The 22,415-nt window shown below is 34.8% G+C and carries 20 protein-coding genes; 1 reads left to right on the top strand and 19 read right to left on the bottom strand.

All coding sequences use genetic code 11. The features are described 5' to 3' along the window. Positions 1 to 13: 13 nt before the first annotated feature. A complete protein-coding gene (locus B9T31_RS13715) occupies positions 14 to 1,429 on the bottom strand; it encodes an amino acid permease (RefSeq protein WP_086182504.1) in 1,416 nt (471 codons plus the stop codon). Positions 1,430 to 2,070: 641 nt separating this feature from the next. Here B9T31_RS13715 and B9T31_RS13710 point away from each other — a divergent pair. Then, entirely contained in the window at positions 2,071 to 3,237 is a 1,167-nt protein-coding gene (locus B9T31_RS13710; RefSeq protein WP_086182503.1) for a sigma-54 interaction domain-containing protein, read from the top strand. A gap of 171 nt (positions 3,238 to 3,408) precedes the next feature. Here the strand turns inward: B9T31_RS13710 and B9T31_RS13705 are convergent, their stop codons facing one another. The 18 genes from B9T31_RS13705 to B9T31_RS13620 all read right to left on the bottom strand — a co-directional run bounded on the left by B9T31_RS13705 (position 3,409) and on the right by B9T31_RS13620 (position 22,347). Further along, positions 3,409 to 4,233 (bottom strand): ABC transporter ATP-binding protein, encoded by an 825-nt coding sequence (locus B9T31_RS13705; RefSeq protein ID WP_086182502.1) that lies wholly within the window; start codon positions 4,231 to 4,233, stop codon positions 3,409 to 3,411. Positions 4,234 to 4,294: 61 nt separating this feature from the next. Next, positions 4,295 to 4,510, bottom strand: a complete 216-nt coding sequence (locus tag B9T31_RS13700; RefSeq protein ID WP_086182522.1) for a TOBE domain-containing protein — start codon at positions 4,508 to 4,510, stop codon at positions 4,295 to 4,297. Between the two features lie 196 nt (positions 4,511 to 4,706). Then, entirely contained in the window at positions 4,707 to 5,753 is a 1,047-nt protein-coding gene (locus B9T31_RS13695) for an ABC transporter substrate-binding protein (protein WP_228146048.1), read from the bottom strand. A gap of 5 nt (positions 5,754 to 5,758) precedes the next feature. After that, positions 5,759 to 6,607, bottom strand: a complete 849-nt coding sequence (locus B9T31_RS13690; RefSeq protein WP_086182501.1) for an ABC transporter permease — start codon at positions 6,605 to 6,607, stop codon at positions 5,759 to 5,761. 29 nt (positions 6,608 to 6,636) lie between these two features. After that, positions 6,637 to 7,464 (bottom strand): ABC transporter ATP-binding protein, encoded by an 828-nt coding sequence (locus B9T31_RS13685; RefSeq protein ID WP_086182500.1) that lies wholly within the window; start codon positions 7,462 to 7,464, stop codon positions 6,637 to 6,639. Beyond that, entirely contained in the window at positions 7,457 to 8,566 is a 1,110-nt protein-coding gene (locus B9T31_RS13680; RefSeq protein WP_171264762.1) for an ABC transporter substrate-binding protein, read from the bottom strand. Before B9T31_RS13680 ends, B9T31_RS13685 begins: the two co-directional genes overlap by 8 nt. 11 nt (positions 8,567 to 8,577) lie before the next feature. Then, positions 8,578 to 9,348: an ABC transporter permease gene (locus B9T31_RS13675; protein ID WP_086182498.1), complete on the bottom strand. Its 771-nt coding sequence runs from the start codon at positions 9,346 to 9,348 to the stop codon at positions 8,578 to 8,580. A gap of 14 nt (positions 9,349 to 9,362) precedes the next feature. Continuing rightward, complete coding sequence (locus tag B9T31_RS13670) at positions 9,363 to 10,220, bottom strand: ABC transporter permease (protein WP_228146047.1); 858 nt, start codon at positions 10,218 to 10,220, stop codon at positions 9,363 to 9,365. A 1-nt stretch (position 10,221) separates the two neighbouring features. Further along, complete coding sequence (locus B9T31_RS13665; RefSeq protein ID WP_086182497.1) at positions 10,222 to 11,481, bottom strand: MFS transporter; 1,260 nt, start codon at positions 11,479 to 11,481, stop codon at positions 10,222 to 10,224. An 82-nt stretch (positions 11,482 to 11,563) separates the two neighbouring features. Further along, positions 11,564 to 12,664: an ABC transporter substrate-binding protein gene (locus B9T31_RS13660; protein WP_086182496.1), complete on the bottom strand. Its 1,101-nt coding sequence runs from the start codon at positions 12,662 to 12,664 to the stop codon at positions 11,564 to 11,566. A gap of 23 nt (positions 12,665 to 12,687) precedes the next feature. After that, entirely contained in the window at positions 12,688 to 14,142 is a 1,455-nt protein-coding gene (locus tag B9T31_RS13655; RefSeq protein WP_416202542.1) for a DUF3138 domain-containing protein, read from the bottom strand. Between the two features lie 423 nt (positions 14,143 to 14,565). After that, positions 14,566 to 15,291, bottom strand: coding sequence for a Crp/Fnr family transcriptional regulator (locus tag B9T31_RS13650; RefSeq protein ID WP_086182495.1), 726 nt, complete (start codon positions 15,289 to 15,291; stop codon positions 14,566 to 14,568). Between the two features lie 99 nt (positions 15,292 to 15,390). Next, entirely contained in the window at positions 15,391 to 16,350 is a 960-nt protein-coding gene (locus tag B9T31_RS13645) for a TauD/TfdA dioxygenase family protein (protein ID WP_086182494.1), read from the bottom strand. Positions 16,351 to 16,594: 244 nt separating this feature from the next. After that, a complete protein-coding gene (locus B9T31_RS13640; RefSeq protein ID WP_086182493.1) occupies positions 16,595 to 17,467 on the bottom strand; it encodes a nitroreductase family protein in 873 nt (290 codons plus the stop codon). Positions 17,468 to 17,577: 110 nt separating this feature from the next. Next, entirely contained in the window at positions 17,578 to 18,627 is a 1,050-nt protein-coding gene (locus tag B9T31_RS13635; RefSeq protein WP_086182492.1) for an NADP(H)-dependent aldo-keto reductase, read from the bottom strand. A 61-nt stretch (positions 18,628 to 18,688) separates the two neighbouring features. After that, positions 18,689 to 19,297: a nitroreductase family protein gene (locus B9T31_RS13630; RefSeq protein WP_086182491.1), complete on the bottom strand. Its 609-nt coding sequence runs from the start codon at positions 19,295 to 19,297 to the stop codon at positions 18,689 to 18,691. Positions 19,298 to 19,309: 12 nt separating this feature from the next. Beyond that, positions 19,310 to 20,659: an LLM class flavin-dependent oxidoreductase gene (locus B9T31_RS13625; RefSeq protein ID WP_086182490.1), complete on the bottom strand. Its 1,350-nt coding sequence runs from the start codon at positions 20,657 to 20,659 to the stop codon at positions 19,310 to 19,312. 329 nt (positions 20,660 to 20,988) lie between these two features. Continuing rightward, a complete protein-coding gene (locus B9T31_RS13620) occupies positions 20,989 to 22,347 on the bottom strand; it encodes an LLM class flavin-dependent oxidoreductase (RefSeq protein ID WP_086182489.1) in 1,359 nt (452 codons plus the stop codon). Positions 22,348 to 22,415: the final 68 nt, after the last annotated feature.

Raw genomic sequence — 22,415 nt, 5'->3', positions numbered from 1 at the left:
ATATCTCTCTGACTTAGGCATCGTTACTTGGAAGCTGTGAAACTTGTTGATTCATTGCCGCTTGTGACGTATTTCTTCGAAATTTGAAATAATAGATCGCATAGATAACGGCAACTAAAATGAGGCTTGAATAAATTTGAGATCTAAAAGATTCGGTAAATGCCATTGCAACTAACATAGAGGTGATTGCAACAATCACAACATAGGTCAATACTGGGAATAGCCACATTTTGAAGACTAAACGTTCTGGTTCAACGCGTTCAAAATGACGACGGACTTTGAGTTGTGATGCACAAATCATTAAGTAAATAAGAAGCATAATTGCACCTGAAGCATTGATCAGGAACATAAATACAACCTCAGAGGAAAAAATAGAGGCAAGTACAGCAATATAACCAACTAAACTACTTAAAATAACCGCTCTGACAGGAACACCTTTCGTTGAAACTTGTTTGACATTTGCAGGTGCTTCATTGCGGTTTGCAAGGCTATAAAGTACGCGTGAAGCAACATAAATACCTGAGTTTAGGCAAGATAAAACTGCGATTAAAACAATTGCATGCATAATTTGCGTTGCATATGGAATATCCATAAGATTCATAGCAAGAATAAAGGGAGATTGTCCTTTAACAATCGTTTCCCATGGTACGACTGCTGTCACCATTAAGATTGAAGCAACATAAAACAAAAGCACACGAACAATCACTGAACGTGTCATTGATGCTACGCTCTTCGCAGGCTCATCTGACTCTGCTGCAGCAATAGTGGCAATTTCTGCACCGCATATTGCAAAAATAACCATCGGAATACCTGCAATAACAGATAACCAGCCATTTGGCATAAATGAGTTACTATATAAGTTACTAAAGGTAGATCCACCTGATGATGTAATTCCTGTTGCAAATGAAAGAGCAATTGCAACAAAAACAATAATGGCCGCAACTTTTAAAGATGCAAACCAAAACTCGAACTCCCCATAAGATTTCACCGACATAATATTAACAAGTGTTAATATTGCTAATAGCACAATACCAATCACCCATTGTGGTGCATCAATATAGACTTGCAACATTTCTGCGCCAATCACAACTTCAACAGCAACAACAATCACCCAAAAATACCAGTAAAGCCAACCCGAGGTAAATCCAGCACCATTGCCTAAACCTGCTCGAATATATTCTGTAAATGAGCCAATTCCAGGGATAGCAATTGCCATTTCACCGAGCATTCGCATTACAAATAACACCACAATACCGGCAAGTAGATAACTTAATACTGCTGCTGGCCCAATCGTTGCAATAACACCACTACTCCCTACAAATAATCCCGCACCAATAATTCCTCCTAGAGAAATCATCGTGACATGTCGTTGTTTAAGTCCTTTACCCAACTTACTTTCTTGGGCTTGTTCAACATCCTTGATAGCCATATTTGTTCTCTCCCATCACGTATTGATGGTGTAAATTTTTCACATAGATACATTTGTATTATTAAATATTAAAAAATAACAAATGTATCTTTTGTATGCAAGATATTTTTAATTATTTTAAATTTTAAATCTTTAAAATAAATTTTTAATATAAAAATCAAATAGTTGAGCTTATATTTTTTTTAATAAATACGAAAGGGTGCTGAAATGCAAGAGATTCAAAGATCTGAAAATACAGCGTAAGTTACGATGTATATTGAATAGGTTAATTGGAACGAAGATAAAAAATAAAGACTATTTCACTTTAACCAATATCATTTTTAAATTTATAAAATATTTTTTATAAATAATACATATCATGTTAATAATATTAAAATTAAATATATATTAATAAATATAAAATTTATTCATAATTTCTAACAATTATTAGATAAAACCACTCATTCTATATAATTTTTAATATTTAAAATAAAAAAATATATTATTTTAAAACACAAATCTATTTATTATTCTTTATTAACCACATAGCGATACATATATCACATTTAATATATCATGCATAACTAAGAAATATAAATTATTTTGTCTAGCATTAATATTAATGCATCATCTATATAAATATATATAGAAGTGAAATGAGGATGAATATACTAGCGTATCCCGAATCAAGGAAGCTCATAAAGTCTGAACGAGCTGTTGCAATTGTATATCAAGATGAAAAATCTAAAGCACTTTTAGCGAGAATGGAGCAAATTTCACCGAGTGAAGCCAGTGTTCTAATAAATGGTAAAACAGGTACAGGAAAGGAGCTGATTGCAAGACATATACATATGTTAAGCCACCGAAAAAATAGTCCTTTTATTGCGGTTAACTGTGGTGCTTTAACGAAGAGTTTAGCTGAAAGTGAATTATTTGGTCATGAAAAAGGTGCATTTACAGGTGCGATTCAAACCAAAGTAGGTTGGTTTGAAGCTGCAAATAATGGAACATTATTTTTAGATGAAATTGGAGATTTATCTCCAAGTTTACAAGTAAAATTACTGCGAGTATTACAAGAACGTGAAATTTACAGAGTCGGTTCATTAAAACCAATTAAATTAAATATCCGAGTCATTGCGGCAACAAATGTCTTATTGGAAGAGGCCGTACAAGCTGGAAAATTTCGTGAAGATTTATTTTATCGCTTAAATGTCGCTAGACTAAAAGTATTAGATTTAAGTGATCGACCCAATGATATTTTGCCTTTGGCTAATTATTTTATTGAGGAATATTGCAATCGCCTTGGTTATCCTCGCGCCACATTCAGTCAAGCAGCAATTGATAAGTTGCTAAATTATACTTATCCAGGAAATATTCGTGAGTTAGAGAATGCTGTGCATCATGCCTTACTCGTATGCTCAAATAATAAAATTCAACCTAATGATTTTTGTTTTACAACCTTAGCTTCAATTGAGCAAAGTAAAATTACTAATTTTCAGCATAAGCAATATAATGAAAATGGAGAACAAGTAATATCTCATCATAATTTTCATGCGCAGACTAAAAATCTTCCACAATCTTTAGCCCCTAGACAATTTTTACATCAAGCTTTATTAAAAATATTTGAAGATGGTAACTTAACAACTCATGAGACTTTAGATTCAGTCATCGAAAAAGCTACCATTAAAGTTGCGTATGAATATTGCCATAGAAATCAATTGCAAACAGCAAAATTACTTGGTGTAAGCCGCAATGTCATTCGAGCTAGATTACTGAAATATAAGCTCATCGGTCATGAGGCATCATCCATCGTTGATCTGAATTTTTAATGATATTGATTCAGTACTACAAATGTATATCATCATATTATTGTTGAATATATTTGATTAAGTCGCTCAAGTTAAATTTATAAAAGATCAATAAAATTAAAAACTTATTCACTTTACTATTGATCAATAACAAAAATGAAATTGATCAATAGTAAATATTTATGCTAATACTTACCAAGCAAATTGATAATCATCAATCGTTTTTTCTACAGATTCAATTAAAGTAATTTCAGGGGTTTGACTAAAATCTGCTAAAATATTATTGCGTATAATCGCCAAATTTACATCATCTCTATATCGCGGATGCGCAATCTCGACAGGTACTATTCGCTTAATTTGACCGGGATTCGGTTGCATTACAACAATACGATCACCTAAAAAAACAGCTTCATCAACATCATGTGTGACGATAATCATTGTTATCTTTTCAGCTTGCCAAATTCGTTGTAATTCTTGTTGTAAATTCGCACGAGTCAATGCATCAAGTGCACCAAAAGGCTCATCCAATAATAGAATACTTGGACGGTTCACCAATGCTCTTGCAATTGCAACACGTTGGCTCATTCCACCTGAAAGTTGAGTGGGATAAGCCTCTTGAAATGCTGTTAAACCGACTAGCTCAAGATGCTCGTCAATTAATTTATCTTGTTCGATACGGCTTAACGGACTATTTTGCAACGCAACACGAACATTTTCCCGAACCGATAACCAAGGAAATAATCGATGATCCTGAAATACAATCCCTCGCTTGATACTTGTTCCTGTTATTTCAGTTCCATCAATTTCAATATTTCCAACATAAGTATTATCTAATCCAACCAATAACCGAAGTAAGGTAGATTTACCACACCCACTGCTGCCAACGATACTAATAAACTCACCAGATTTGATGTCTAATGAAATATCTTTCAAAACTTGAAAAGACTCTTCATTCCGACGTTTATAGTATTTATTAACTTTGTTAATACGGAGTGAACCGGAACTAACATCTACCATGTACTTCTCCAAAATTCAATTTGATGTCATAAACCTAATAGATACACGCTAAAATGAGCATTTATAGTTTTGCTAAAGCAACTTCTGTAGATTTAATTAACACCAATACTTCTGAACCTACTTGTAAATTTAAATCTTTTACTGAGCGTGTCGTGATGACTGATGTAAACAAACCTGCTGGTGTTTTTACATCGACTTCCGTTACCACTGGCCCATCTACAATTTCTTGTATAATGCCTTTAAATTGATTACGAACATTAATAACTGGAATACTCATTTTCAAAAAACCCATTCAAATAATATTTAAAACATAATAACCACATAAAAACAAAAATAAATAATAAATATATGATTTAAATTTCAAAAAATAATATATAAATCTGAAAAATATAAATTAAATACTCATCTTAAATATAATTTAAATAAATAATTATAATTAACTTATATAAACCATATAATCAGCTCATACTATTTTATTTAAATTTCTCATAAACATTATATTTATTTGTATATAATGATTGTGCATTAACTTTATTCTCTTTCAGCTGACCATCTTTAACGAGCCAATCAATCCATATTTGAAAGTCTTCATCTTTTAAACGCCCACCATCAGACACTCCCCAACCATACCAATATTTTAATGCATCAGGATTTTCAGCTCGTTGCCGTTTTTTTACAATCTGCTCAAATCGAGCAATAACCTCTTCTCGACTGTGTTGATTTACCCATTCAAATGCACGTGCAATTCCTGTGACAACTTGAGTTGCTGTATTCGGATTTTTATCTAAATATCGTTTCGACATCGCATATATGCCAAGCGTTTTATCACCAAACATTGCCCAGTCTCGATAAAGTAAACGAACACCACCCCGATCAATTGCTGGACCATTGAGAATACTGACATCTACATGACCTTGACGTAATGCTTGTTCTCCACTGCCTGGGGGTACCACAACAAGTGTGACTTGTTTTATTTCATCTGCTGTTAAACCACCACGTTTTAACCATTCTTTTAGCATGAACTCTGCTTGAGCCCCTAAAATATTCACTGCTACTTTTTTACCAATTAAGTCATGTGGTTGCTTAATTGGGCTTTTTTCTAAAACGTAATAGCCACGATTATCATCAGGTGGTGAACCATAGCTTGCAGCAACCGCAACTATCGGAGCATTACTGGCAATAACGTTGACAATTGATCCAGTAAATGAAGGACTACTAATATCAACATCTCCAGACATTGCAGCTTGTAAACCTTGAGGTCCACCCGTTGCAATCCCTGTATAATTCAGTTTAACTGGCTCGAGATAACCAAGATCTTCTGCTAGCTCAATAGGCCCGACTGCACCAGGAGAAGCTAAATAATTAACCGTCAATCGCTCTAATGGCTTGCCTTCAATATTTAACTCGCCTGTAGCAATAGCTCCATCATTTTTACTACATGCACTTAATAAAAAAAATAGTGTTGTAAAAAGAACGAATAAAAGAGGATTTCTTATTTTTTGCACTTGAATTAACAACACGCTGATCACCCTGTTCTTTTCCAAGCTGTAAAATATTTTTCTACTGCCAATAGGAGATAATTAAAAGAAAAACCAAAAATAGTAATACTAATAATGCCCAAGAACATTTCAGGGATCTGAAAGTTATACTGTGAATAAATAATTAAATAACCCAGACCAGCCTTTGCACCAATCATTTCGGCAGCAATCAAAACCAAAATACATGATGTACCAGCCAAACGAATCCCTACAAATATCGTTGGGACAGCAGCAGGTAAAATGACTTTTCTAAATAGTTTGGCATCACTTAAACCTAAAGTGCGTGCAGATTTTATTAATAGAGGATCGACATTTTGAACAGCCGCAATCGTATTTAAAAGAATTGGCCACACACAGGCAAAAATAATTAATGCAATTTTAGAAACTTCGCCTATTCCTAAGAACAGCATGAATACAGGTAATATTGCTAATGCACTGGTATTTCTTAATAACTCTAACAACGGATTCACATAATCTGAAAAACCTCGATACCACCCAATTGCAAAGCCGAGTGGAATTGCTGTTACCAAAGCAATAATAAATCCACCAAATGAACGAGATAAACTGGCTTGTAAATGCACAAATAATTGACCATTTTTAATCAATTCCCAACCTGTTTCGAGCACCTTCGAAAGCGGAGGTAAAAATGCTTCGTCCACCGCACCTAAACGTGGCAATGCTTCCCACAGTAAAAAGAAGATAATAATGACAATACTTCTTTTAAATACATAATATGTCCATAAGGTTTCAAATCGACTGATCTTTTCGAGATTAAAATACCGAATAAATGATTTTTCTTTCGGTTTATCTGACAACGTAACTGGTTCATAGCTCATTCTTATTTCTCCTCAATTTATTTTAGGCATCACGAAACTGCTAACTGGCTGTTTTTTTCAAGTTCCTGTGCTTTCACAACTTCTTCTCTTAATAAGCTCCAGATTTGATGCCTTAACTGACCAAACTCTTGATTAGACCGAACATCTTCTTGATTCACTTTCAATGATTCAGGAACATCAATAATGGTTTTAATCCGACCTGGTCTAGAAGTCATAATTGCAATGCGTTGACCTAAATAAATTGCCTCATCAATACTATGTGTAATAAAAATGACTGTTTTTCCTGTCTGTTGCCAAATTCGTAATAATTCTGCTTGTAATGTTTCTCTAGTCTGTGCGTCTAATGCCGCAAATGGTTCATCCATTAATAAAACATCTGGGTTATATGCCAATGAACGTGCAATTGCGACGCGCTGTTTCATACCACCAGACAGTTCACTTGGGTAATGATGTTCAAAATCTGCCAAACCAACCAGTTGTAAAAAATAGTGTGCTTGTTTTTGTCTTTCTATTTTTTCAACCCCTTTCGCTTCTAGACCAAACTCTATGTTTTCTTTCGCTGTAAGCCATGGGAATAATGCATATTGCTGAAAAACAATGCCACGATCTAAACCTGGACCGATAATTTGCTTCCCATCAATTTTTATTTCACCACTGGATGGTGTTGTCAAACCTGCCAACAAATCAAGCAAAGTCGATTTTCCACAGCCACTCGGACCAACAATCACTAAAAACTCACCTGCTTTTACTTCTAAAGACACATCATTGACAGCAATAAAATCTTCAGTTGTTTGCCCTTTCACTTTCTTGGCAGGAAAAATTTTATACACATTTTTAATACTTAAATGGCTACTCATTTTTTACTCCCTCTTTTGCTACAACTGTTGTAGATAAAGTATTTTGTGCAAAAGAATTAAATTCATTAGAAAAAATATCTTCAGGTTTAATCTCACCTGCTTTTAATTCATTACGCTTCACCATAAAGTCAATCCAAGGTTGATATTGACTTGGCTGAATGAATGCACCTTTTTCAGCGATGCCGTAACTTCGCCAATGTTTGACATAATTGTCATTTTCATTACGCTTTCGTTTCGCAATAATTGCGATCATGCGTTCACGTACAATCTCTTTGGGTTGCGCTTGACTCCACTGCTGTGCTAAAGCCACGCCATTTACAAAATCTTGAACAATTTTTGGGTGTTGCTGAGTAAAACGACGAGTAAAAACATAATTTGCAGAGGTATATTCACCATATAAATCTATATCTGAAAATAATTGACGTAATCCGCCCCTTTCATCTGCTTTAATTCGCATAAGGTCATACATTGCAGCAGCTTGTATTTGTCCTTGTCTTAAGGCTTGTTCTGTAGCAACTGGCGGTAAGGCAATCAGTTCAACTTGTTTAACGTCTTTTTCACTGAGCCCATTCTGGCTTAACCATTCTTTTAAAATAAATTCAACTTGTGCACCTAATGTATTTCCTGCAATCTTTTTACCCTTCAAATCGTGTGCTGTTCTTATTGGACTATCTTCTAATACCTCATAAGATAAATAAGTTTCCTTATCGCTTCCATTGGCACCTACCACTGCAACAATACTATTTGGGCTCTTTCGAGTTGTTGCTGCCAATTTAACAATCGCCCCATTAAAGGCACTCGAATAATCCACATCACCACTCATCATAGCTTGCATATTTTCAGGACCACCTTGAATGCTACCTTTATAATCGAGCTTAATATTTCGAAAAAAACCTAGATCTTCAGCAAGCTCAGGTAAACTCACTCTTCCTGGATAATCTTGATAACGTAAAATAAATTTATTTTGTGTTGCTGAATCGACTTCATGTGTTGAGGTAGAACGATTACAACCTGATAAAGATATTACAGCGACAATCAGCCCCAACAAATATAGCAATACAGAAGGTTTAACTGGACGATCGAAATATGCGTTTAATCTCATTATGCTTTTCCTCATTGACGCCAAGCTAATAGCCATCTTTCTAAACGAAGTGCTAAATGATTCAGACCAATACCAATAATGCCAATGACAACTAAACCAAATACAATCAAACTCACATCTAATGTTGCCCGACCTCGAATAACAATATTGCCCAAGCCTATTCCATAATTTGCAAGCAAGAATTCAGAACCAATTGTCGCCAACCACGCAAAAATAAGCCCAAGCTGTAGTCCTACAAAAATTTGGGGCGCTGCTCCTGGCAAAATTAATTTAGTCAGCAATTGCCAATGGTTGAATTGATAAACTTGGGCAACCTCAAACTGCTTATTGGAAATACCTCGTACACCATCAATGGTATGTAATGCAACAGGATAGAAAACAGATAAACTGATAAATAAAATTTTTGCGCTATTTCCATATTCTAAAAAGGTCGAAATCAAAGGTAACCATGCAAATAACGAAACTTGTCTTAAAAAATTAAAACTAGGAGAAAATAAATAATTCGCTATTTTTGAGATCCCGACAACGATACCGAAAGCGACTCCAAATAATGCACCAATGGTAAATCCACTTAAATCTCGTCCTAAACTTGCCGCAATGCTTTTCCAAAATTCTATTTCAATAATATTGCGCCATGCTGTATCTAATACTTCTAAAGGTGCTGGTATTAATTTAGGATTTACCCAATTCAACCAAGAAGCAATACTCCAAGCTGCCACAAATAACCCTGGTATTAAAAGACCTCGCCAGTTTGCTTGTTTAACTCGCGCTATAATTGTCATAACTTCTCTTCCCTTTAGAATGCGTGATTTTGCCAACGATTAAATCGTTTCTCTATGAATTTCAAAATATTATCTAAAGCATAGCCAACCAGACCAATCACAAAAATGGACATATAAATAATATCGGGTTGAAGAAGTTGACGTCCCCAAACAATCAAATAGCCAATGCCCTCACTGCTTGCCAAGAGTTCAACAAAGACTAATGCGAGCCAAGCTTGCATAATGCCCTGACGAAGTCCGCTCACAATATTGGGTAGTGCTGAGGGAAAAATTACTCTTCTTAATATTTGCCATTTACTGAATTTGTAAACTTGGGCGACTTCCAATAAATAAGCGGGAGTATTGAGAACACTTTTATAAGTTGCGACCATTACAGGAACAACAACAGCAAGTGATATAGCGACAATCTTTAAGCTTTCTCCGATGCCCAGAAAAATGAGAAGTAAAGGAATCCATCCAATCACAGGAAATTGAGCAATTAAATTGAATGTTGGATATAAATATTCATAAGCTTTACGTGATAACCCAACAAAAAAACCTAAAACTAGTCCAACTCCGCTACCGAGTAAAACGCTCCATCCAATTCGCGTTAAGCTAATCTGAAGGTTTTCGGATAATTCACCCGTATCAATAAACTCCCAAAATGTTTCCCACACCAATGCTGGGCTAGGTAAAATTTGTTCTGGTAACCATTGTTTTTGATAAACGTACTGCCAGAAAATTAAAACGAGAACTGGTACAAAGATTCCTAAAATCGACTTAAAAATATGCTGACTTAATTCGATTATCCATTGTGATAATTTTTTAAAAATAATCATAATCTGCAATTTATTCGAAACAGCATTTGAAGAGTGCCTATTTAATATACTCATTTTATTGACCATCCACATTTGTTAAGATTTCAACTTCTGAGTTTGTAATTTGTGGTTGCTCAGGAGAGTTAAATGGTTGTTTAATTTGAAGTAATACAAGTAAACCTAAAAACAAAAACATCCATATGAAAAATAAATTTTGTAATCCCCATACATAACCAAATAAACCACCAACAACGCCACTCAGCAAACTACCCACTGGACCAAAAAATGAAGATAATGCTGATACATTCTCCATACCGACACGCTGCCCGATTTGTGCAAATGTTGATAAATTTGCAACACCCATTCCACCCAAACCCACACCTAATATTGCCGATCCTGTCCATAACCAATACTGCCCCCATGGTAGTGCCAAGAAGAACAGTCCTGTTGCGATACTCGCGGAACTGATTTGATAAAAATGCTTTTTTCCTAATCGTTCAAATAAATGCCCTACAGTAAATAAAGTCACCATATATATAGCCCCATAGAGTGAAACAAGACTCGCTGCTGCGGTCGCACTAAAGCCATAGTTTTGAATTGCAATCACAACAATAAAAAAAGTGAAATACATCATCGATGCACTACTTGCGAATTCAAGCAATGAGACATACCGTAAAGTTTTTTCTTTTTTTAATAGGTACAGAGGCTGAATCACCGATTTCCAACTTATTGGCGTTGCCTTTTTTGTATCGATCTGATAGCTATTAAACATTGTGGGTGCAATTATCACAGGAATAATAAACAACGCACCTAATGCAATAAATCCACCAATAAAACCTAAATTATGCGTAAACCAAACTGCTAAAATTGGTCCGATAAGCATGAAACCAATCATATGTGCGCCACGAAACCAACCCGCTTTTGCTGCGCCAATTTGATATAAATGACTCATAAATACAGTATTTAATGAGACAAACCGTAAAGGCATGCAAAAGCTTGCTAAAGCGCTAAATAAAATGAGAAACCATGCATGTTGCACCCACGGTGTTAAGGCATAACACAAGCCCGCTAACAAGCTACCTAAACTAAAAATAAATAAAGGACCATAGCGTTTAATCAGCGCTCCAGCAGGTAAACCCATGAATAAAATGCCGATCATTTGTGATGCTGCAATCAATCCCATTTCAAATTCAGAAGCGTTTAATTCAATTGCAAAAAGTGAAATTGCAACTTTAGCTGTACCAATTCCAAGACCTGCTGTTGAGGCAACTAAAATGAAGCTCAACATAAAACGAGAATTACTCGATAAAGGGGGTGCTGAAAAACTGTTGGTCATACATTACGGCCTTAAATAACATGACGTTCATTCATTCGTAGGTGAAAACATGAGAATAAACCTCATATTTTCACAATATTCCTTACCATGTTTTTGTTGGTGTAGTTTGAGTACCAGTACCAGCAATCGGCTTAATGTTGGCATCAAATTGTGGCCAATAATTCTCTAAACCTAATTCAACTAAACCACGTTTAAGATATTTAGGCTCTACCCAGCTATCAACATCAACATCACGACGTATCAGTTTGTAATCTTTAGATTGTTGAACTGATTTTTTAGTCTGAGCATAAAAATATGGGTCTAATAACGGATTGATTTTTTCTTTTAAATTCACCCCATCCCAATCACGCTTATAATCTAAATATGGAAGACCTGTTTGTGCCCACAAACGGTATTGTTCTTCACGATTTTTTTCTTGACTACTCCAATACGCTTGTTTTAAAGAGGCATTGACGACACGCTGTACAATTTCAGGATATTTATTTTCAAAAGCTTCTGTTACCCAAAATACACTTGGTCCATACGTTGTACGGTCATTTCGACCATCATAAATACGCTTTGCAACACCTCGTGCTTCTAATGACCAAGGGTTTGTAATTGCACCATCAATATCGCCAGTTGCTAATGACGTCCGTATAGAGTAGGTATCTTGACTAATAACTTTAAAATCTTTTTCACTCAACCCATGTTTTTCTAAAAGTCGACCTAACGCCAATTGACCGTTCGTTCCTTTAAATGTTGCAATAGTTTTGCCTTTTAAATCACGAATATTTTTAGCTGAAGAGTCGGCAGGAACAGTAAAGTATGCATTTGAAAACCGACCAGCAGATAAAATCACTTTCGTTTTTAACCCTGTAGAGCGACCGACAATTGCAGGCAAATCACCATGAGTTGCAAAATCAATTTTACCGTTTGATAAAGCTTCGTTTAAAGCTGGACCAGCACCTGGAAAAAAGGTCCAATTGACTTTAATACCATCTTTCTTAAACTCATTTTCTATTGCGCCACGTAAATGTGCTGATGCATGATAGCTCCCCCCAGATTTTGGTCGTCCACCTTCGCCTGCACTCGGAACACCAATACGAATAACAGTTGGATTCTCAGCAGCAAAACTTGGAATAAACGGAATAAATGCACTTGCAGCCGTAATTGCAAAAATTATTTTTCGTGTAAAATTTCTCATCATCACTCTCTTTATAAATAAAATTAGAACCCGTATTGGAATTGAGCCAATAACTCGGTGTAATTTTTCTGATTAACATTTGCAAACGACCAACGGTTTACACCCAATTGAAATTTAGTTGTTTGAGCAAAGAAGAAGTTCAAGCCAACAGAATGAATATCAACTTCATTTAGCGCATTTTTTGTTGCAGTATCTGGGTCGTAAGTATCAAAGCGATAGTAGGCTTGTACTGATTTAGGCCAAAAATCATCAAATTTTGCTGAGGTTTTTATACTGTTATAAAATTGATCACCAACGGTGTAGAACAATGTGATGGTTTGCCCATCAGACTTGACCTCTTGTGTACTCGCTTTCCCAGGAACCCATGTATCCCGAGTCGCTTTATAATATTCATAGGTCACACCAAAAGGCGCATGGTTATAATAAATGTCTAAACCCAGTACATCATTCTTACCGTTATCTGTAATTAAACGTACAGGCGTCCCTGCTGTAATATTACTGGTGCCTTTTTTATATGATGCACCAAATTTCAACTCTCTAAAAATACTTGCATAATCAACAGGTAATGTGAAAGCAACTCGCCCAATATAATCCTTTTTATTATTATCATCATTGCGGTTTGGGCCATTACCATTCGCAATCCCAAAAGCATATTCAAGTAGTGGTGCACGGTAATTTGCCGCATAATCAGTATAAGGTTTGATATCACCGCGTAAGACCAAACCGATTTGACGGGTGCTTAAACCTAATTGAGAAACTGCACGCGCTTGTGTAATTGTTGGACGCAAATCTTCTGGTGCTTGTGCTTCTTGACCAAATGGAACTTGTTGCTGACCTACGGTTAATGTTAATTTTGGATCTTCTAATCCACCATTTGTTGGTGCAAAACTATATTGTAAATAAGCGTCCTGCAAACTAAAGTCACTTGTCGTACTACCTGCTCGTTTCGAATAACCAAAAGAGAGCTGATAACTTAAATTTTTACCTGACTTATAATCTCGATATAAATTTCCACGTAAACCAATTTGTGCCAAAGGAACTTCGAAGTTTAATTTTCGCTCTTCCCAAGTATTTGAATTTCCAGAATTCGTTGGTATAGATGTCTGCTGAATACGTGTTTGAACAGCACCAAAAAGTGTTGTATCTCGAGCGGATTTAACTGTTTGACGCTCTCTTTGTCGATCTTGATCATATTTATAACTTTCAAGTGCGGCTTGAACACCATCAACATCTGCCTTGGTTGCAATAATTTTACTATTATCTTCTTCGCCAACAATCCCTTCCTCACTAAAAACGACTTCTGGAAGCGCCTCTCCAGAAAGACTGCCTTGTTGAAGATGATTAACTTGTTGTTGTAATGCATTAATTTGCGCTTGTAACTTAGCTAATATATCTGCATCTGCAGCAAATGCTGAATGACCTGCAGATAGGAATAAAGTACCTAATGCAACAGATGTAGAAAGACTCTTTCGTATCACAATTAACCCCTAGTTTATGTGTTAATTTGACATCAATACTTATATTTAAATTAAAAATAAAATAATTTAATATCCAAGCATTATAAAAACATCAAATTATTAAAATTTTTTCACAACTGGTTTTATTTAAAAAACAATCCAAAATAAATATCTAATATTTAAGGAAAATAATTAAACCAATTAAAAACAACAATAAAACAATTGAATTTAATTTCATTATTCCAAAAATCATGCCAAACACTATATTATTGATTTTATTAATATTTATTGTTAAAAATAAATCCAACGGCTTTAGTATGCTTTTGATGTGCTGTTTATTAAGCATTATGTTTATTTATAAACATTTTTGTAAAAAATTAATAAAATTTAATTTAAAAAATAAAATAACAACAACCACCCAACTTATAACGATATAATATATAATTATTCCAGTTTTAAAAATTCTTCAAGTTTGCTTAAATCAAGAATATAAATTTGACTATAATTCCATTCAATTATCTTATTATCTAAAAATGGTTTTAAATTTTTATGTAAAGTTTGTCTAGTAATACCAAATAATTCCGAAAAATCTTGCTGTGTTATACGTAATGAAATAGAATAAATATTATTATCTTCTAATACGCCATATTGAATAAATAATTTATGCAGATAATAAGCAATTCGTTGAGTTAAATTTGCAGTATGAATATATTTAGACTGCTCAAATAAATTATACATTCTATGACTCATTATTTTTAAAATTTGCCACATTGCTTCTGGTTCTTGTCTTAATTTTTCTAAAAATATCTCACCCGATAAAATTGCAATATGTACTTCACCTATTGAAAACACGTCGTAACTTGTTGGTTTATTTTGTAAAAATGCAACTAAATTAAATACTGTATAATTTACAATATAATTATTAACTTTTAATTTTCCATCATTTTTTAACCAACCCACTTGTAAAGACCCATTGATTAAAATATAAATATCATTTACTACATGCTGATGTCCTAGCACTAATTGCTCTGGAAAAAACCTTTTAAATGAAACATTTTCCAACATTTTTTCCTGTGTCTGTTGGCTAAATTTATTGAACACTTCATCTCTTGCTAAAATATCTTTTAACCGTATTTTAGGAGTAATGTAATCATCATATTTTTCAAACATAATTATAAAAAAAGACCTAGTATTTAATTCATACTAAGTCGCTTTAATGGTGAAATAAAATATTATTTTAAACTAGCATTATTCAATTTAATGAATTTTCTAAGATACTTTCTTATACGTTTTACCTTCATCTCGACGTAAATCTGAAATATCTTGATTTACAACATTTTTCACAACTTTACTTAATTGACCATCCACACCAAAAGGAATATCTCCTTCTAATGTAACACGTGTTGCAACTCTTAATTGATCACCATAATCATTAATAGCACGATGTTGTGTTGCTCTATTATCCCAAATTGCGACATCACCTTCAGCCCAGCGCCAACGAACAATATTTTCCCATTGCGTAATATGATTTTGGAATAAGTTAAATAAAAGCTGAGAATCCGTTCGATTTAATCCAGTAAAACTTTTAAAGAAATGTCCTAAAACTAACGTTTTTTCACCCGTTTCAGGGTGTACACGCACCAATGGATGTTCTGTTTCAACTTCTACTGCTGAAGTGAAAAGACGGCGTTGTTCAAGCTCATTCTCTGGAATAGCACCCGTTGAAGATGTTCTTGCAGCATAATCATATACATTGGTATGAATTGCTCTTAAACTCTCCGCTAAGACTTTTAGTTCTGGTGCTAAATATTCATAAGCTATCGCAGTATTTGCCCAGACTGTATCACCTCCAAATTCTGGTGCAATTACATTTCTTAAAATCGTAATTTTGGGATAATTAGGTAAAAATGTAATATCTGTATGCCATGAATCAGCACGCCCACCTCGCGAATCAATCGATAATGTATGCTCAGTGCCATTTTTTAATGGAACACTTGGATGATTTAATGGCGTGCCTAATAACTTAGAAAAGGCTTCTTGATCTAAATCAGTTAAATGTTGTTGATCACGAAAAAAAACAACCTTATATTGTAAAATTGCCTGATTAATTTCAGCAACAGTTTCTTTTAATAAATCTCCAGCCAATTTAACGCCTGAAATTTCTGCACCCACTCTACCCGTGATTGGCTTTACTTGAATATACTGATAATCATTTTTTTGCAGACTCATTTTAGTTCCTATATTTATTCAATTCAAATTCATTATTAAGTATTAACAACAATTCTATTCTTATTTATAAAAACTTTTTAATCTGTTAAAAAATTAACAATTTTAATATTGTTTAAAAATAAGCTTTATCATTTTATTCATAATGTATTTTTAATATATTGATATTAAAATAGTAGATTTAATTAAATCTACTATTTTAAAATTATTTCTCCCTAAAATTAAAAAATTTATTCCCACATATTAATTATTCACTTTCATTCACATTAAATACATTTAGACCTTGTCGATTAAATGTATCAGCTAAATACTCTCGCCCATTTAAACTACTCAAACGCTGTGTGACTTTATCTCGCCAACGTTCTTGTTGCTGGCCTGATTGTTGTTGAAAAATATTTAAATTTTTCTCATAAATGTTTAAAACTGATTCATTAATACGTTTTTGACTTTGATAAACGTCATGATGCAATATGATTTCTTGCGGTAATCTTGGTTTTATTTTTTTTATAACATCTTCTTTTGGATACCCTAGCGCAATTCCAAAAATAGGAATCACACCTTGAGGTAACTCTAAAACTTCAACTACTTGTTGTAAATTATTACGAATAGCACCCACATAAACTGAACCAAGTCCCAATGACTGTGCTGCAATCGTTAAATTTTGTGCTGCAAGCGTCGCATCAATAGTACCCACTAATAAACTATCAACAGATTCAAGTCCAATTGTTTGCTTAATATCATGTTCAGATCGCGTCAACTGTATTACATCAACAGAACGACGTAAATCAATGGTCCAAATAAGAAACACAGGCGCATCTTGAATAAAAGTTTGATTTGCAGCAAAACTCGCTAACTTTTCCTTATGTGCTTTATTTTGAACAGAAATTACTGTCCATGCCTGTAAATTCGAAGAGGTTGAAGCGGATTGTGCACTCGCAATAAGTAATGAAAGTATTTCTGATGAAATCGCTTGATCACTAAATTGACGTAAAGAAGCATGACTGAGTAATGCAGTTAAAACAGGATTATTCAATCCAGAGATATCTATATTTTTAAGTTCCTCTGGAATTATTTGTTCATTGCCATAACGTTGTTGGATTAAAGATTTGAGTTCTGACATTGTTAAACCTCTTTTTATTTCATTTATTTGGTAATATCAAGCCTCATCCCTCTTTAATCATATGTTAAGTAACATTATTTTCGCGAGATGAGGATTTTACAATGCGTTATTTAAGGACTTGGATTTGGATATAATTGATGAATATGTTCAATCCCTGCGAGTACTTCATCACTGAGTTCAATATCAACACTGCCAATATTGACTTTTAACTGTTCAAGATGAGTGGCACCAATAATATTACTGCTCACAAAACGTCGACTATTAACATACGCCAAAGCCAGCTGGGCAGGATTTAATCCATGTTTATGTGCTAATTCAACATACAATTCAGTTGCTCTTTCAGCATTTTCACCTTTATAACGTGCAAAACGTTCCCAACGTGTTACTCGTGCACCTTCTGGTTGAGCACCATTTAAATATTTCCCAGAGAGATGTCCAAATGCTAGTGGAGAATATGCAAGTAGCCCTACATTTTCACGAATTGAAACTTCTGCATTTCCAATTTCAAATGTACGATTTAATAAATTATATGGATTTTGAATTGAGACAATCCGTGACAATCCCAATTTTTCAGCAATATTAATAAATTGTGTTACTCCCCACGGTGTTTCATTTGATACACCAATATGTCGAATTTTTCCTGCTTTAACCAAAGAATCAAGTGCTAGTAAGGTTTCTGCAATAGGAATAAAATCTTCATGTTCAGTATGTGTATATCCCAATTTCCCAAAATGATTGGTTGTTCGATCTGGCCAATGTAATTGATATAAATCAACGTGATCGACTTGTAATCGCTGTAAACTATCATTTAATGCTAATTCAATATTATGGCGATTATGTCGGCTCTCACCCTGACGAATATGCGAAGAATGCCCTAATTGTCGAGATGGTCCTGCAATTTTAGTTGCAATGAATACCTCATTCCGCTTGCCAGTTTTCTTTAACCAAGTTCCAATAAATCGTTCAGTTTGCCCTTGTGTCTCAGGTCGTGGTGGTACTGGATAACTTTCTGCTGTATCCAATAAATTCACTCCTTGCGCCACTGCATAATCAATTAAAGTATGCGCTTCGTGCTCTGTATTTTGTTCTCCAAAAGTCATGGTGCCTAAAGAAATTACACTCACATTTAAATCAGTTTGACCAATTTTACGATACTGCATAAAGCATCCTATTTTGCTAAAATTTACAAGTTTCTAAGGTTAAAACTACAAAAATTGCTGACTATTCACCAACTTCATTAAAAGTGAATTGACCTTCTGCAACAAAATGATGAACAGGATGGCGTATGGTTGGGTTTTCTTTAAATTGTAATCCCTCAGCTAAGACTGTTTTGTCGCCTTGCTGACCAACAACAATGATTGCTTCAAGTTGATAGTCTTCAGGAATATCTAAATACTGACGTAAAGTAGAACGGTCATAACCTCCAATAGCATGGGTATACCAACCTTTCAAACTCGCCTGTAATGCAAAATTTGCCCATGCAGCTCCGGTATCAAAAGAATGGCTTTCTAAGACAACTGTATTTTCTTGCCCAGGTACAACAAAACTTTTTTTAGAGAGAACTAAAATTAAAGCAGAAGCACGCTTCGCCCAAGACTGGTTATATTCTGACAAAGACGTAAATAAAGTGTCCCAATAGGCTGTATCTTTTAAAGCATAGATAAAACGCCATGGTTGAGCATTCCAAGCTGAAGGTGCCCATCGCGCAGCTTCAAAAAACTGGAATAAGGTTTCTTGATCAATTGTAATTTTTTCATTAAAAGCTCGTGGAGACCAACGCTGAGTAAATAATTCATTTACATCATGCTGTATTTCTCTTGAATTTGTCATTTGCTTTTCTCCCTAAGACACTTTAGCTGCATGACGTGCAAGTACATATTGGTTTTCAGGCCGTGCTAAGCCTAAATTCTCTCTTAATGTTTGACCTTCATACTCTGTTCTGAATAAACCACGACGTTGCAATTCAGGGATGACTAACTCAACAAAGTCATTTAAGCCATCTGGTGTGCTTGGTGGTAAAACATTAAATCCATCGGCTGCTTCATTTTCAAACCATGTCTGTAATTGGTCCGCAACTTGTTCAACTGTACCAATGATTTGCCAATGACCTCTCACTCCCGCAACCCACTCATATAATTGGCGAATCGTAAAATTATTGTTCTTCGCAATACTGATAATTAACTCACGTCGGCTAATCTGAGTTTCAGTGATTGGAATCTCTGGTAAGGGTCCATCTAAATCATATTGTCTTAAATCAATCCCTCCTAGCATTCCACTTAACAATGCCAAACCTGCCTCTGGATGAATTAAATTTGTTACTTGCTCATATTTCTTACGTGCTTCTTCTTCTGTTTTTCCAACAAATGCCGAAACACCAGGTAAAATTAATAGTTGATCTGGTGTTCTGCCGTATTTTGCTAATCGCGTTTTAACATCACGATAGAATTCTTGTGCACTTGCTAGATATTGATGTGCTGTGAAAATAACTTCGGCATATTTTCCCGCTAACTCACGCCCAGGTTCAGAAGATCCTGCTTGTACAATGACTGGGTATCCTTGTGGAGGGCGAGGAACATTCAAAGCACCACGTACCGCATAATGTTTCCCTTTATGCTGTGGATGATGTAATTTTTCAGTATCGTAAAAAACACCTGATTGCTTATTATAAAGAAAAGCATCATCTTCCCAGCTATCCCATAGTTTTTGAATCAATCCCACATATTCGTCTGCACGCTCATAGCGTATTTGATGTGACGGTTGATTCTCATAACTAAAATTATAAGCAGCCGACTCAGAAGCCGTTGTCACAACATTCCAACCCGCCCGACCTTGGCTAATATGATCTAAGGAAGCAAACTTACGTGCTAATAAATAAGGTTCTTCATAGGTTGTTGATGCTGTAGCAATAAATCCAATGTGTTTGGTGACCGTAGATAACGCTGAAAATAATGTCACAGGTTCAAACCCTGCAACTTTATCGGAAACCCCTAAACTTTCAGATAAACCAAGATTTACAGATAAACCATCAGCTAAGAAATACGCATCAAATAGCCCTCGTTCAGCGGTTTGTACTTGTTCTTTTACCCACTCAAAGTCTAAATGGCGTTCTGGCTGTGAATTTGGTAATCGCCATGCAGCAATATGTTGACCTGTCGTTGGAATAAATGCACCCAATCTAATTTTTCTACTCATCTTTTTCTCACAAAATTATAGGTATAAAGTATGCCCCCTAACTACATACCAATTTTCGTACCAACTTCTTATAACTATATTTTTCAAACAGTTAGAAAGACAAATACTTTCTGTGCTGTAATTTACGCAATCTAAACGAATCTACTGCATCTAATTCAGCATAGTCTCAGCAACAATTTTGATAATCAGTTTTGCCAAACGTACAAATTGTATTTCTGTGTTCTGCCGATCAATCATTCGAGAAATCACGTTAAAGCCTAAATAAAGTATTTATTCCTTTTAAAAATAAAAAAACCAAAGCAAAACTTTGGTTTTTTATAAATAAAAGATTAAGATGCTTTTTCAGTTTTTTGTGCCAATACATATTGGTTTTCAGGGCGAGCTAAGCCAAGATTTTCTCTTAAGGTTTTACCTTCATATTCAGTTCTAAATAAACCACGGCGTTGCAATTCTGGTACTACTAAATCAACAAAATCATTTAACCCATTTGGCGTGGTTGGTGGTAAAACATTAAAACCATCAGCAGCCTCATTTTCAAACCATTCTTGCAATTGATCAACTACTTGTTCAACTGAACCAATAATTTGCCAATGCCCACGTACCCCAGCAACCCATTCATATAGTTGACGAATCGTGAAGTTATTTTTCTTCGCGATATTTGCAATTAATGCTGGACGACTACGTACACTTGAATCTGATTCAATATCAGGAAATGGAGCATCTAAATCATATTGAGAAAAATCAATGCCACCAGCTAAACCACTCAAAAGTGCTAAACCAGCTTCAGGTCGAATCAGTTTTGTTAATTCTTCATATTTAGCACGCGCTTCTTCTTCTGTTTTACCCACAAAGATTGAAACCCCAGGTAAAATGAGTAACTCTTCAGGACGACGACCATATTTTGCTAAACGACTTTTTACATCACGGTAAAATTCTTGTGCATTTTCTAACTCTTGATGTGCTGTAAAAATGACTTCCGCATATCGTGCAGCTAAATCACGTCCTGGTTCAGATGAACCTGCCTGAACGACAACTGGATAGCCTTGTGGAGAACGAGGAACATTTAATGCCCCTTTAACTGATAAATATTTTCCTTTATGGTTTGGGTGATGTAATTTATTTACATCATAGAAAATGCCAGTTTCTTTATTATAAACAAAGGCATCATCTTCCCAGCTATCCCATAATTTTTGAATCAAATCTACATATTCTTGAGCACGCTCATAACGTTCAGTATATTCAGGCTGCTCATCATATCCAAAATTATAGGCAGCATCTACAGATGCTGTCGTTACAACATTCCATCCTGCTCGTCCATTACTGATATGATCTAAAGATGCAAATTTTCGTGCGAGCAAATAAGGCTCTTCATAGGTTGTCGAAGCAGTCGCAATAAATCCAATATGCTGAGTTGCTGTAGAGAGTGCAGCAAATAATGTGACAGGTTCAAAACCTGCTACTTTACTACTTACGCCATACTGATCTCCGCCTGCTGCACCACCAAAATTAATCGCTGGCGAGTCTGCTAAAAAATATGCATCAAATAAACCACGTTCAGCAGTTTGTGCAATTTCAATCAAGTAATTAATGTCTAAATGACGCTCAGGTGATGCATCTGGATGTCGCCAAGCAGAGACATGTTGCCCTGTTGCTGGAATAAATGCACCTAATCGAATTTTTCTACTCATATTATTAAACCCCATTTTTTAAATTAAATTTAAAGACAGGATTTATATTTCAAAATATATGCCACATT

Source organism: Acinetobacter sp. ANC 4558 (assembly GCF_002135375.1).
GTDB lineage: Bacteria > Pseudomonadota > Gammaproteobacteria > Pseudomonadales > Moraxellaceae > Acinetobacter.
Note: the sequence above shows the minus strand (reverse complement) of the source record. Positions and strands in the feature narration are given on the sequence as shown.

Bases quoted from the DNA above. Each gene is read 5' to 3' on its own strand.
- B9T31_RS13660 (WP_086182496.1), bottom strand. From the start codon at position 12,664: ATGAGAAATTTTACACGAAAAATAATTTTTGCAATTACGGCTGCAAGT.
- B9T31_RS13625 (WP_086182490.1), bottom strand. From the start codon at position 20,659: ATGAGTAGAAAAATTAGATTGGGTGCATTTATTCCAACGACAGGTCAA.
- B9T31_RS13665 (WP_086182497.1), bottom strand. From the start codon at position 11,481: ATGACCAACAGTTTTTCAGCACCCCCTTTATCGAGTAATTCTCGTTTT.
- B9T31_RS13650 (WP_086182495.1), bottom strand. From the start codon at position 15,291: ATGTTTGAAAAATATGATGATTACATTACTCCTAAAATACGGTTAAAA.
- B9T31_RS13705 (WP_086182502.1), bottom strand. From the start codon at position 4,233: ATGGTAGATGTTAGTTCCGGTTCACTCCGTATTAACAAAGTTAATAAA.
- B9T31_RS13685 (WP_086182500.1), bottom strand. From the start codon at position 7,464: ATGAGTAGCCATTTAAGTATTAAAAATGTGTATAAAATTTTTCCTGCC.
- B9T31_RS13700 (WP_086182522.1), bottom strand. From the start codon at position 4,510: ATGAGTATTCCAGTTATTAATGTTCGTAATCAATTTAAAGGCATTATA.
- B9T31_RS13620 (WP_086182489.1), bottom strand. From the start codon at position 22,347: ATGAGTAGAAAAATTCGATTAGGTGCATTTATTCCAGCAACAGGGCAA.
- B9T31_RS13680 (WP_171264762.1), bottom strand. From the start codon at position 8,566: ATGAGATTAAACGCATATTTCGATCGTCCAGTTAAACCTTCTGTATTG.
- B9T31_RS13690 (WP_086182501.1), bottom strand. From the start codon at position 6,607: ATGAGCTATGAACCAGTTACGTTGTCAGATAAACCGAAAGAAAAATCA.
- B9T31_RS13635 (WP_086182492.1), bottom strand. From the start codon at position 18,627: ATGCAGTATCGTAAAATTGGTCAAACTGATTTAAATGTGAGTGTAATT.
- B9T31_RS13710 (WP_086182503.1), top strand. From the start codon at position 2,071: ATGAATATACTAGCGTATCCCGAATCAAGGAAGCTCATAAAGTCTGAA.
- B9T31_RS13630 (WP_086182491.1), bottom strand. From the start codon at position 19,297: ATGACAAATTCAAGAGAAATACAGCATGATGTAAATGAATTATTTACT.
- B9T31_RS13640 (WP_086182493.1), bottom strand. From the start codon at position 17,467: ATGTCAGAACTCAAATCTTTAATCCAACAACGTTATGGCAATGAACAA.
- B9T31_RS13645 (WP_086182494.1), bottom strand. From the start codon at position 16,350: ATGAGTCTGCAAAAAAATGATTATCAGTATATTCAAGTAAAGCCAATC.
- B9T31_RS13670 (WP_228146047.1), bottom strand. From the start codon at position 10,220: ATGAGTATATTAAATAGGCACTCTTCAAATGCTGTTTCGAATAAATTG.
- B9T31_RS13675 (WP_086182498.1), bottom strand. From the start codon at position 9,348: ATGACAATTATAGCGCGAGTTAAACAAGCAAACTGGCGAGGTCTTTTA.
- B9T31_RS13715 (WP_086182504.1), bottom strand. From the start codon at position 1,429: ATGGCTATCAAGGATGTTGAACAAGCCCAAGAAAGTAAGTTGGGTAAA.